Source organism: Vibrio porteresiae DSM 19223, assembly GCF_024347055.1.
Taxonomy (GTDB): domain Bacteria; phylum Pseudomonadota; class Gammaproteobacteria; order Enterobacterales; family Vibrionaceae; genus Vibrio; species Vibrio porteresiae.
Genome location: NZ_AP024895.1, coordinates 2,285,888 through 2,297,912, shown reverse-complemented (window position 1 = coordinate 2,297,912; position 12,025 = coordinate 2,285,888). Strand labels below are relative to the sequence as shown.

Here is a 12,025-nt window from a genome sequence, read left to right as displayed (position 1 = left end):
TACCGAGTTATCTGGGTCGTTTTCGAACAAAAGTCATGGTTAACCTTTGTTATTTTGTCGGTTTTAGTGTATTCAATGGAGTTAGCTTAGTGTTTCTTTCGATTTAATTGTCTAACTTCTTGTCGTTTAAGCCACAAAGTACAAAAAAAGTTTCTCAGTCAGTGAGAAGTAACTCTTTGATGTTGAAATGTTTTATCTCTGTACGATAATTCAGTCCAATAAGTACTTGCGAAAGTTTGCGTTTAAGCACATATTCGTAGAATGCAAGATTAGATAATTACGATTAACTAAGCATCCATCCTGCTGACCACTTTCTTGCTAGGTGGCGCAGAGCCGATAGATAAGCGTGGAGATACAAGTTTGATAAGTGTTTTCCTTGTAGATGATCACGAACTGGTGCGCACAGGGATACGACGTATTATTGAAGACGTCCGTGGAATGAATATAGCAGGGGAAGCTGATAGTGGTGAAGAAGCCGTAAAATGGTGTCGCGGTAACCATGCCGACGTGGTTCTAATGGATATGAACATGCCGGGTATTGGTGGTTTAGAAGCGACCAAGAAAATTTTACGGGCAAATCCAGACGTTAAAATCATCGTTTTAACCGTTCATACAGAAAATCCGTTCCCGACTAAAGTAATGCAAGCCGGTGCTGCGGGCTATCTGACAAAAGGGGCTGCTCCAGACGAAATGGTGAACGCTATTCGTATGGTGAACAGTGGTCAACGTTACATCTCGCCAGAGATTGCACAGCAAATGGCTTTAAGCCAATTTTCGCCTGCCTCTGAAAATCCGTTTGCTGATTTGTCTGAACGTGAATTGCAGATCATGATGATGATCACCAAAGGGCAGAAAGTTACCGACATTTCGGAACAACTGAATCTAAGTCCAAAGACGGTCAACAGTTATCGTTACCGTTTGTTTGCTAAGTTAGACATCAGCGGCGACGTTGAACTGACTCACTTGGCGATCCGCCATGGGATGCTGGACACAGAGAAGTTGTAGTGCCTGAGTTCGATTCAATCTCGTTTTTAAAGACAGTGACGCACCAGCCTGGCGTTTATCGGATGTATAACGCCGAGGCTGATGTGATTTATGTCGGTAAAGCCAAAGATCTGCAAAAGCGTCTCTCCAGTTATTTTCGTAAGAAAATCGACAGCGAAAAGACCAAAGCCTTAGTCAGTAATATTGCCAAGATTGATGTTACGGTAACGCATACCGAAACCGAAGCATTGATACTTGAGCACAACTACATCAAGCAATACCTACCTAAATACAACGTGTTATTGCGCGATGATAAGACCTATCCGTATATCTTCGTGAGCGGCCATAAGCATCCACGCCTGTCGATGCATCGTGGTGCGAAAAAGCGTAAAGGAGAGTATTTCGGTCCTTATCCTGATGCTGGCGCAGTGCGCGAAACTCTGCATTTGATTCAGAAAATTTTCCCAGTCCGTCAATGTGAAGATACGGTCTATAGCAATCGCACTCGGCCGTGCTTGATGTATCAGATTGGTCGCTGTGCTGGGCCTTGTGTCTCTTCAGTGATTTCCGATGCCGATTACGCAGAACTGGTCAATTACGTGCGACTGTTTTTGCAAGGCAAAGACCAGCAAGTTCTAGAAATTCTGATTCAAAAAATGGAACAGGCGAGCGCCCAGTTGCGTTTTGAAGATGCAGCAAAGTTTCGCGACCAGATCCATGCCATTCGCCGCGTCCAAGAACAGCAATATGTCTCCGATGATTCCATGGAAGATATGGACGTACTGGGTTTCGCTCAAGAAAATGGGATCGCCTGTATTCATATCTTGATGATTCGGCAAGGTAAAGTGCTTGGCAGTCGCAGCCATTTTCCGAAAATTCCGCATAACACTTCCCGTGAAGAGGTGTTTGAAAGCTTTTTGACCCAATACTATTTGAGTCACAACGAAGCGCGCACCATCCCAACTCGCATCATTCTTAACCCGGGTTTGTTTGATGATACGCAAACCTTGCAAGGGGCATTAACTGAGGTGGCGGGGCGTAAAGTGCATTTTCACGTCAATCCCACAGGCATTCGTGGCCGTTATCTTAAACTCTCCAATACCAATGCCTTAACGGCGATCACCACTAAGATCAACCACAAGATGACGATTGGTCAGCGCTTTAAGGCACTGCAAGACGTTCTCGATATGGAATCGATTCAGCGGATGGAGTGTTTTGATATCTCCCATACCATGGGTGAAAGTACTATTGCATCGTGTGTCGTGTTTAATCAGGAAGGGCCGGTAAAACAAGAGTATCGCCGATACAACATTACTGGCATTACTGGTGGTGACGATTACGCCGCGATGGGGCAAGTTTTGGAGCGTCGTTATTCCAAGCAGCTTGATGTAGATAAAATCCCAGACATCATCTTTATCGATGGTGGTAAAGGACAACTCAATCGAGCCCATGAGATTTTGCAGCAATGTTGGGGGGATTGGCCGAAAAGACCGCGTCTTATTGGTATCGCCAAAGGGGTGACCCGTAAGCCTGGGCTGGAAACCCTAATTACAACAGATGGTGAAGAGTCACATTTACCAAGTGATGCGCCAGCACTGCATTTGATTCAGCATATTCGTGATGAAAGCCATAATCATGCGATTACTGGGCACCGAGCCAAACGGGGCAAAACTCGCCGTACCAGTTCGTTGGAAGGGATCGAGGGAGTCGGACCAAAACGTCGCCAAGCATTGTTAAAATATATGGGAGGATTACAAGAACTTAAGCGAGCAACTGTAGAAGAAATCGCCAAAGTGCCGGGGATCAGTTATTCTTTGGCAGAAAACATTTATCAGGCATTGAAACAATAGTAAAAATGCCGCACCATAAACGCGCCGTCGATAAGAGCTTATAATTATGCGTTTTAACATTCCAAACATTCTTTCTTTAATACGACTTTTTCTAATACCTGTATTTGTCGTGACATTTTACCTTCCGTTCAGTTGGGGGCCATTTGCAGCAGCGATGGTTTTCTGGGTTGCCGGATTTACCGATTGGTTAGATGGAATGTTAGCGCGCAAACTGGGGCAAACTTCTCGTTTTGGTGCCTTTATTGACCCAGTGGCCGATAAAGTGTTGGTTGCATCCGCATTGATTGTGATCACTGAGCACTACCACACCATTTGGATTACGATCCCTGCCGTGACCATGATTGCCCGCGAAATCATTATCTCTGCACTCCGTGAATGGATGGCTGAGATTGGCAAACGTGCCAGTGTGGCCGTTTCATGGATTGGTAAAGTAAAAACCCTGACGCAAATGTTCTCTCTTTGGGTGCTGATTTGGCGCTACGATGACTGGATGATCTGGGTTGGATATGTGGCGATTTACGTAGCAACCGTTCTTACATATTGGTCGATGGTGCAATATTTGATGGCCGCAAAAGATGACTTGCTCAGTGAAGAGAGCATGTAACGGTGTTTAGACGTGATTTTAGAGAAAGGTAGGGGTAATCCCTGCCTTTTTTGTTTTTTAAATAGGATAAGCGAGAGTAAGATCAGCTGTCACGAAAGCAGGTAAGCGTTTTTCTGCGTAGCGCTCTTTCTTATTTGATGTGACTTATGTCGCGGAAAAATCGATATTTTTGATTCTAATTTGAACAAAATAATCTGTTTTGCATGTTAAATAGCCAAACGATATTAAATTAGAAAAAATAGTGTTGACTCGCTGCATCGAATCCGTAGAATGCATTCCCGTAGTCAGGAGCTTCGGTGTTAACTGAATGAGTCCTGAACTTACAGAGGCGCGTTGGCAGAGTGGCCATGCAGCGGATTGCAAATCCGTGAACCTCGGTTCGACTCCGGGACGCGCCTCCATTGCGACACTAGCTCAGTTGGTAGAGCGCAACCTTGCCAAGGTTGAGGTCACGAGTTCGAACCTCGTGTGTCGCTCCAAATTAAAAGATATGGAACAGATGTTCGGTATCAAGATGGTGTTTTACTCTTTTCAGTAAAGGCATCGCAACCAGTTTTGCGTGCCCCGGTGGTGAAATCGGTAGACACAAGGGATTTAAAATCCCTCGGCGTTCGCGCTGTGCCGGTTCAAGTCCGGCCCGGGGCACCATCTATTTCGAAATGCGAATTTCGTATTTCATGCGACACTAGCTCAGTTGGTAGAGCGCAACCTTGCCAAGGTTGAGGTCACGAGTTCGAACCTCGTGTGTCGCTCCAAATAAGAAAGCTCTGACTTAATAGTCAGGGCTTTTTTGTTTATGCGTACCTTAAAAGTTCACTGCGCTGATTTAAGCGGAGTTCCTTGCCAAGGTTGAGGTCACGTCTAGGTTTACGAAAAGGGAACCTCGTGTGTCGCTCCAAATAAGAAAGCTCTGACTTAACAGTCAGGGCTTTTTTGTTTCTGCGTATATTAAAAGTTCACCGCGCTGATTTAAGCGGAGTTCCTTGCCAAGGTTGAGGTCACGTCTAGGTTTACGAAAAGGGAACCTCGTGTGTTGCTCCAAATAAGAAAGCTCTGACTTAGCAGTCAGGGCTTTTTTGTTTCTGCGTACTCGTCGTAAATGAATCTTGCGACTATGGTTGGGGATGAGAGAAGAGATCGCGCGCCGCAGCAAAACAGCGTTCGGCAAGTGCTGAGCGTGGTTCGGCTTTCCTCATCAGCAATCCAATGCGAGAGCGTACTTTCGCTTCGCTTATCGGCACCATTTTAAGATGTTCGTTCATGCTTTCCATGCCGCAATGTAGGGGCATGATCGCGCAGCATAAGCCGGCATTGACGGCTTGCAACAGTTGAAAGGTTGAATCACTTTCTAATTGAATTTGCGGCGTGAGGTTCTTGCTACTGAAACTAAGGTCAATCGACTTACGATAATGCATCCCCTTAGTTAATAAACCCAAAGGAATATGACTTATTGACTCCCAGCTCATCTCTGGCTCGGTAAACGAATAATGCCGTGTATCAAACAGTAACCCCATGCTGGTGGCAGCCAATTCCAATACTTCAAAATGATGAGTATCGATTTGGTCGATGTAACACAGGCCAAGGTCCAATTGATTACGATTGAGCCCTTCAATCACTTGCTCTGAGTTACTCGAACTCAGTTGATAGCGCAATTCTGGATAGGTTTGGGTTAGAGTGGTTAACAGCGTCATCGGGTTTAGGCTGATCAAAGGGACCATACCTAAGCGCAGACTGCCCACCAACTGCCCACGACAATTGGCAGCTTCGGCTTGCAAGCCATCATGAGCAGCTAACACACTGCGCGCCCAGGCGAGAATACGTTCTCCCGATTCTGTGAATCCTTCAAAACGTTGTCCGCGATTGATCAAGGTAAGCTCAAGTTCTTCCTCGAGATTACGAATACGCATTGATAACGTGGGTTGAGTGATATGACATAGCGCAGCAGCTTGCCCAAAGTGTTGGGTTTCATCGAGCGCAATGAGATATTTTAATTGCTTAATATCCATGAAGCTTCCTTGAGCCTGTTGCCGCAAATGCACAGCATAGGCCGGTGTTGAGACGAATGACCGATGTTTCTCGGTTCTTTTATCTTGGTTTGTTATCGAAAACTAAAATTAGTGATTCGTGGCTTAGCGGTTAAATAGTGGCAAGCCGTGATGATTAGCTTAGTACGTAGTTTTTCGGTTGCAGCAGAGGAGGAAGCTCACCGATGTTTAAACTATCTAATATATCGCGCTCAATGATACGCACCATGGCATCTATTGGTAAGTCATTTTCTTCGTGGCCAAATGGGTCTTCAAGTTCATCACCTAATGCATCTAGCCCTAGAAAAGTGTAGCTCACAATCGTAGTAAAAATGGGAGCGAGCCAACCGAGCGGTTCAGCCATGGCAAACGGAAGTAACAAACAAAAGATATAGATAGTGCGATGAAATAGCAGGGTATAAGGAAAGGGTAGTGGTGTGCTCTTGATGCGTTCACAAGTGGCTTGAGCTTGGGCAAGGTGCTGTAGGCGCTCTTCTAAAACCATATAGTGCCAACCAGTGATTTGATGAGACTGGCTGAGCGCAAAATAGTGGCCACTAATATGGCGTAAGATCCCTTCACTGACATTGTGACCGTATTTTTGTGCATCTTGACTTAGCCATATTTGAGCTGCGGGAAATTCTGGTTCATGCCGTAGCTTGGCTGCCAGTGCATGGGTAAAACCACATAGCTCCCTCAGTAGCATTTCTCGTAAAGTGGCATCACTAATACATAGGCTTGCACGGGTAAATGAACGTATTTCGGTGATCACCTCTCCCCATGCTTGGCGACCTTCCCACCAACGAGAGTAGCAAGCATTGTTACGAAAGCTCATAAAAATAGAGAGAGAAATCCCGAGCAAGGTAAAAGGGGTTGCATTGACATGGGCAAATAGCGCTGGATAAGCCCCCTCGACCAAAACAATGAAAGAGGCGAGTGCCGTGATCATAAAGCTACGTTTAGCAATACGTTTTGCTATTGAGCCCTTTAAGGAAAAGAGAATATTCCAGAGATTTATTTTAGGATGAACGATCATGGTTTGCCAAAGAAATAATAATAGCGATGGGTTGTCTTTTATTTATTTTTCGATTTATCCTTTTAAATAAAAAGCCAAAAATAAACGATATATAATGATAAATAAAAGAGATTTGCCAATAGAGGAAATAGCAGTGATTCATTATGAGAGTATTAGCCAGATTCACCGGCTTAATAGGGTTCATTAAGAGCAAAACTGACCTATTTGCACTTTTTATTGCGCTCGATCAAGATTAATGACCAAAGGTCAGCGGGTCAAATGGGTTGTTTTTATTGGGTGATAGAGGCGCTCTATCAAGAATTCCAGTTTTGAGTTGTTGGCGATATATTAGAAATAGAAATAACCGTGATATTTTTAAGGTTAAAGTTATCCGACAAATTTTATAAGCCAATGTTTTTCAATTTTAATAAAGAACCAATAGAGAATATCAATGAATAATTAGATAAGCTCAATTAGACGCATCTCAATAATCCTATTATTCTCACGGAAAAATTATTAGAGACACACCATTCAATGTTTGATTGAAGGTAAACCTGTGTCCATTAATCAGCCAGAGAGAGTAAAATGATCGTTAATACACAAAAGAGCAATACCGCGCGGCCCAAACATCGAAAATGGTTAGTGATAGCGCTGGCGCTACTGATGAAAGCCGATAGCCGGTTCGGGCAGATGCGCCGCCAAAGTTATTGGCTTACCTATGGTATGGTTCTACTGCTTGCGGGGTTCGCAGGTTGGAGTTTATAAATCCCAAGCGGTCATCTTATTAAGATGAGTGAAGGGTACAAAAAATGGCGAACAGAGAGTGAACCTAATTTGCCGAGAATGCATTCAATTGGTGTGCTTGTTGTTCATTTGGTTGAATTGTCGATATTTTTTGTTGACCTACCGCAGTAATGGGGTACATTAGCGGGGTTCTCACGTAAGCGTGTCGAACAGATGGTGTCTTCCATCGCATTTATGCGTTGCCCCGGTGGTGAAATCGGTAGACACAAGGGATTTAAAATCCCTCGGCGTTCGCGCTGTGCCGGTTCAAGTCCGGCCCGGGGCACCATCACCTCGTGCTTATGCACACCGAATTGAAAAGCCCTGACGGAAACGTCAGGGCTTTTTCGTTCTATCGATTTGTGTGAACTCGCGCCAAGTTAGCATCCGGTGGCTAAAGCTGGCACTCCATCCAGACATCACAACCGTTATGCTCCGTGCCTGCGTGTGGTGCGGGCAGATGTTCAAAGCCCAACTTTTCATAGAGTGCGATCGCCCCCGACATGGTATGTAACGTATCAAGGTAGCACTGCTGATAACCCATCTCGCGAGCAAATTGCAGACAATGCGCGACCAGTTGTCTGCCGATACCAAGTCCTCGGGCTGTGGAGGACAGAAAGACCTTACGCAATTCGCAGCATTCGGCGGAGCCAGCAAATGGTGCAATACCTCCACCACCTAAAACAATGCCATTTTGCTCAACGATGAAATAGCCGCTACGCTTCGTAGCACAATAGTGCTGACTCATATTCAGTACTTCAGCATCTGATGGGCCAAAGCCATCGCCAATCGCCCCAAATTCAGCGCCAACGGATTTGATTATCTGACAAATGGCTTGATCGTGATGTGAATCAATAGGAACTATCCGTGCTTGCATATTATCTCCAGTGGGGAAAAATGTCTTAGTACCAGATGCTTGGCAACTGCCCATTACTTTCTCAGAGCATTCTGATTCATTCAAGGAAAAACTTGGCGAACAAATGCGCGAAGTTGCCGCTAACAACGCTTTTCATTTGGCTTTAACAGCGGCTTTCGGTACTATGTAAAACTATTTGAAATACCCCAAGAATCCCTTACGGTCAACCTATCGGGTACCCGTCTGGACACTCTGTCGGGACCCTTGGAACTCCTTTTGAGTTCCTAAAGGAAACTGCTCATTAGCAGACGAGGAAACAATGCAACATCTACAAGAGATTATTGCTAACGCGACCAAAGCCATTGAGGCTGCCGAGTCGTTAGTCGCACTTGATGAAGTGCGTGTTCAGTATCTAGGTAAAAAAGGTGAGCTTACCGCTCAACTACAAAGCCTAGGTAAATTGCCACCAGAAGAACGTCGTACTGCTGGTGCAGAGATTAACGCTGCCAAAGAAGAAGTTCAGAAATCGATCTTTGCTCGTAAAGACGCATTGCAACGTGCTGAGCTTGAAGCGAAATTAGCAGAAGAGACCATCGATGTGACTCTACCAGGACGTCGTATCGAGAACGGTGGTCTACACCCTGTAACTCGTACTATCGAGCGTATTGAAAGCTTCTTTGGTGAACTGGGCTTTACTGTTCAGTCTGGTCCAGAGATCGAAGATGATTTCCATAACTTCGATGCGTTGAACATCGCTGCTGATCACCCTGCGCGTACTGACCACGATACCTTCTTCTTTAATCCTAAGTTGATGCTTCGTACGCACACTTCAGGTGTACAGATTCGTACTATGGAAAACAACCAGCCACCATTGCGTTTTATCGCACCTGGCCGTGTTTACCGTAACGACTACGACCAAACTCACACCCCAATGTTCCACCAAGTGGAAGGTATGTTGGTCGATGAGCATGTGAACTTTGCTCAGTTGAAAGGGATTCTGCACGACTTCCTATGTAACTTCTTTGAAGAAGACTTGGAAGTACGTTTCCGTCCTTCTTACTTCCCATTCACTGAACCTTCAGCAGAAGTGGACGTGAAAGGTAAAAATGGCAAATGGCTTGAAGTGCTAGGTTGTGGCATGGTTCACCCTAACGTACTTCGTAGCGTTGGCATTGACCCTGAAAAATACTCTGGTTTCGCCTTCGGTATGGGTGTAGAGCGTCTGACTATGTTGCGTTACGGCGTAAACGATCTACGCGCATTCTTCGAAAACGACCTTCGTTTCCTCAAACAGTTTAAGTAATCAGGGGCCCCAAGAGGGAAAAGAAACACTATGAAATTCAGTGAATCATGGCTTCGTGAGTGGGTTAACCCTGCGGTAACAACTGACGAGCTTACTCATCAAATCACTATGGCTGGCCTAGAGGTAGACGACGTTCTTCCTGTTGCTGGCGAATTTAACGGCGTTAAAGTGGGTCTTGTTGTTGAATGTGCACAACACCCAGACGCTGACAAGCTACGCGTAACGAAAGTTGACGTGGGCGAAGAAGAACTTCTTGATATCGTTTGTGGTGCGCCTAACTGCCGTCAAGGCCTTAAAGTAGCAGTGGCTACTGTCGGTGCAACACTACCTGGCGATTTCAAAATCAAAAAAGCAAAACTACGTGGTCAGCCATCTCACGGCATGCTGTGTTCATTCTCTGAACTGGGCATTGACGTTGACTCAAGCGGCATCATGGAGTTGGCTGAAGACGCTGTAATCGGTACTGATTTCCGCGAATTCCTAACGCTAAACGACGTGACGGTTGATGTAGACCTTACAGCAAACCGCGCTGACTGTTTCAGCATCCGTGGTCTGGCTCGTGAAGTAGGCGTATTAAACCGCGCTGATGTGACTGCACCTGCGACTAATGTGATTGCAGCAAGCATCAACGACACTATGGCAGTTGATGTTAAAGCAACAGCTGAATGTCCTCGTTACCTAAGCCGCGTGGTTAAGAACGTTAACGTTGCAGCGCAAAGCCCAATGTGGATGCAAGAAAAATTGCGTCGTTGTGGTATTCGTTCAATCGACCCTGTGGTTGATGTAACTAACTACATCATGTTGGAACAAGGTCAACCAATGCACGCATTTGATCTGGCTAAGATCGAAGGTGGCATCGTTGTCCGTCTTGCTGAGCAAGGTGAAAAACTGACTCTTCTTGATGGCAGCGAAGCAGAGCTAAATGCAGATACTTTGGTTGTAGCTGACCACAACAAAGCTTTGGCAATTGCAGGTATCTTTGGTGGCGAACACTCTGGTGTGAGCACTGAAACCAAAGACGTAGTACTTGAGTGTGCTTACTTCACACCCGCAGCCATTCGCGGTCGTGCACGTAGCTACGGTCTACACACTGATTCTTCAATGCGTTTTGAACGCGGTGTGGATTTCGAACTGCAAGTTGCTGCGATTGAACGTGCAACTGAACTGCTTCTTGCTATTTGTGGCGGCGAAGCAGGCCCAGTGGTAACTGCTGAATCAGCAACTGATCTACCAAAAGCGAACGTTGTTTCACTGCGTCGTACTAAACTGGATAGCCTACTAGGCCACCATGTTGAAGATGCTGATGTGGTAGAAATTCTTGAACGCCTAGGCATGACGGTAGAAAGCACAGAGTCTGGTTGGACAGCGAAAGCGCCAAGCTGGCGTTTTGACATTGCAATTGAGCAAGATTTGGTAGAAGAAATCGGCCGTATCTACGGTTACGACAACATTCCAAACCAAGCGCCAGTGGCTGGTCTAAACATGAACCTACACAAAGAAGCGAATCTGCCTCTTAAACGTGTACGCGATCTTTTAGTTGACCGTGGTTACCACGAAGCCATCACTTACAGCTTCGTTGAACCTGAACAACAAAAACTGATCGTGCCAGATGTTGAGCCGTTAGTGCTACCAAACCCAATCTCTGCCGATATGTCAGCGATGCGTTTGAGCCTAATTCAAGGTCTGCTAAACACCGTAGTTCGTAACCAAAAACGTCAACAACCTCGTGTTCGCCTGTTCGAATACGGTTTACGTTTTACTCCTGAACAATCTGCAGAAAACGGCATGCGCCAAGAGCCAATGCTAGCGGGTGTGATTTCAGGTACGGTAAACGATGAGCACTGGAACCTAACCACCACTACCGTTGATTTCTTCGACCTAAAAGGTGATTTGGAAGCGATTCTAGAGCTAACTGCTAACGGTCGTGCATACAGCTTTGCTGCAGTGAAACACCCAGCGCTTCACCCAGGACAATCAGCAGCGATTATCCTTGATGGTAAACAAGTGGGTGTGATCGGTACTGTTCATCCAGAACTTGAACGTAAATTTGGTCTGAACGGCCGCACTATCGTGTTCGAAATCGAATGGAATGCGATTGCGACTCGCGTCATTCCTGAAGCAGCTTCTCTGTCTAAATTCCCTGCAAACCGTCGTGATATCGCGGTAGTAGTGGATGAAGCAGTCGCTGCGGATGTGATTGTTAAAGCGTGTGAGCAAGCGGGTGGCGAACTTCTTAAAGAAGCTGACCTATTTGACGTTTACGTAGGTAAAGGTATTGAGGAAGGTAAGAAGAGCCTTGCGATTGCACTTATCCTGCAATCAACTGAACGCACTCTAGAAGAAGCAGATATTGCGACAGCAGTGGATGCTATTGTGGCTGCGATTGGCGAACAATTTGGCGCGACACTACGCGACTAAATTTGTTATCTATACCGCAAATTTGCAAAAGAGGCTTCCGATGGAAGCCTCTTTTTTTATTGTGCCGCAACCTTGACCACCGTGTTTTGTTAGAATGGAGTCAAGTAACCTTATGATTTTTTAGAGAATTTAAAAATTTGATCTGACTGGGAAAATTTTTAAATTCGTTTTAAATGATATAAAATACT

9 protein-coding genes and 5 tRNA genes are annotated in these 12,025 nt (G+C 45.5%); 11 read left to right on the top strand and 3 right to left on the bottom strand.

Features of this window, described 5'->3' with window-relative positions; translation table 11 throughout:
* Positions 1-360 precede the first annotated feature (360 nt).
* From uvrY to OCV11_RS10445, 7 genes are all read left to right on the top strand, one after another.
* Positions 361-1,005, top strand: a complete 645-nt coding sequence (gene uvrY / locus OCV11_RS10475) for a UvrY/SirA/GacA family response regulator transcription factor (protein WP_261892801.1) — start codon at positions 361-363, stop codon at positions 1,003-1,005.
* Complete coding sequence (gene uvrC / locus OCV11_RS10470; protein WP_261892800.1) at positions 1,005-2,834, top strand: excinuclease ABC subunit UvrC; 1,830 nt, start codon at positions 1,005-1,007, stop codon at positions 2,832-2,834. Before uvrY ends, uvrC begins: the two co-directional genes overlap by 1 nt.
* A 46-nt stretch (positions 2,835-2,880) precedes the next feature.
* Positions 2,881-3,438: a CDP-diacylglycerol--glycerol-3-phosphate 3-phosphatidyltransferase gene (pgsA, locus tag OCV11_RS10465; protein WP_261892799.1), complete on the top strand. Its 558-nt coding sequence runs from the start codon at positions 2,881-2,883 to the stop codon at positions 3,436-3,438.
* A 327-nt stretch (positions 3,439-3,765) separates the two neighbouring features.
* Positions 3,766-3,839: transfer RNA gene (locus OCV11_RS10460), tRNA-Cys, on the top strand.
* A gap of 2 nt (positions 3,840-3,841) precedes the next feature.
* A tRNA-Gly gene (locus OCV11_RS10455) sits at positions 3,842-3,917 on the top strand.
* An 82-nt stretch (positions 3,918-3,999) separates the two neighbouring features.
* Positions 4,000-4,086: transfer RNA gene (locus tag OCV11_RS10450), tRNA-Leu, on the top strand.
* Between the two features lie 31 nt (positions 4,087-4,117).
* Positions 4,118-4,193 (top strand) — tRNA-Gly (locus OCV11_RS10445).
* A 357-nt stretch (positions 4,194-4,550) separates the two neighbouring features.
* On the opposite strand, the gene OCV11_RS10440 is transcribed toward OCV11_RS10445, so the two are convergent.
* Positions 4,551-5,444, bottom strand: coding sequence for a LysR family transcriptional regulator (locus tag OCV11_RS10440; RefSeq protein WP_261892798.1), 894 nt, complete (start codon positions 5,442-5,444; stop codon positions 4,551-4,553).
* A 154-nt stretch (positions 5,445-5,598) separates the two neighbouring features.
* The gene (locus OCV11_RS10435; RefSeq protein ID WP_261892797.1) at positions 5,599-6,498 is read right to left on the bottom strand and encodes a bestrophin family protein; all 900 of its coding nucleotides are present in this window, start codon (positions 6,496-6,498) and stop codon (positions 5,599-5,601) included.
* Positions 6,499-7,062: 564 nt separating this feature from the next.
* Here OCV11_RS10435 and OCV11_RS10430 point away from each other — a divergent pair.
* Together OCV11_RS10430 and OCV11_RS10425 are read left to right on the top strand one after the other, a co-directional pair.
* On the top strand, positions 7,063-7,242 hold the full coding sequence (locus OCV11_RS10430; protein WP_261892796.1) for a hypothetical protein: 180 nt from the start codon (positions 7,063-7,065) through the stop codon (positions 7,240-7,242).
* Between the two features lie 220 nt (positions 7,243-7,462).
* Positions 7,463-7,549, top strand: a tRNA-Leu gene (locus OCV11_RS10425).
* 105 nt (positions 7,550-7,654) lie between these two features.
* On the opposite strand, the gene OCV11_RS10420 is transcribed toward OCV11_RS10425, so the two are convergent.
* Complete coding sequence (locus OCV11_RS10420) at positions 7,655-8,137, bottom strand: GNAT family N-acetyltransferase (protein WP_261892795.1); 483 nt, start codon at positions 8,135-8,137, stop codon at positions 7,655-7,657.
* A gap of 298 nt (positions 8,138-8,435) precedes the next feature.
* On the opposite strand from OCV11_RS10420, the gene pheS reads away from it, so the two are divergent.
* Both pheS and pheT read left to right on the top strand, forming a co-directional pair.
* A complete protein-coding gene (gene pheS, locus OCV11_RS10415) occupies positions 8,436-9,419 on the top strand; it encodes a phenylalanine--tRNA ligase subunit alpha (protein ID WP_261892794.1) in 984 nt (327 codons plus the stop codon).
* A gap of 30 nt (positions 9,420-9,449) precedes the next feature.
* Positions 9,450-11,837, top strand: a complete 2,388-nt coding sequence (pheT, locus tag OCV11_RS10410; RefSeq protein ID WP_261892793.1) for a phenylalanine--tRNA ligase subunit beta — start codon at positions 9,450-9,452, stop codon at positions 11,835-11,837.
* The last annotated feature ends 188 nt before the right edge of the window (positions 11,838-12,025 follow it).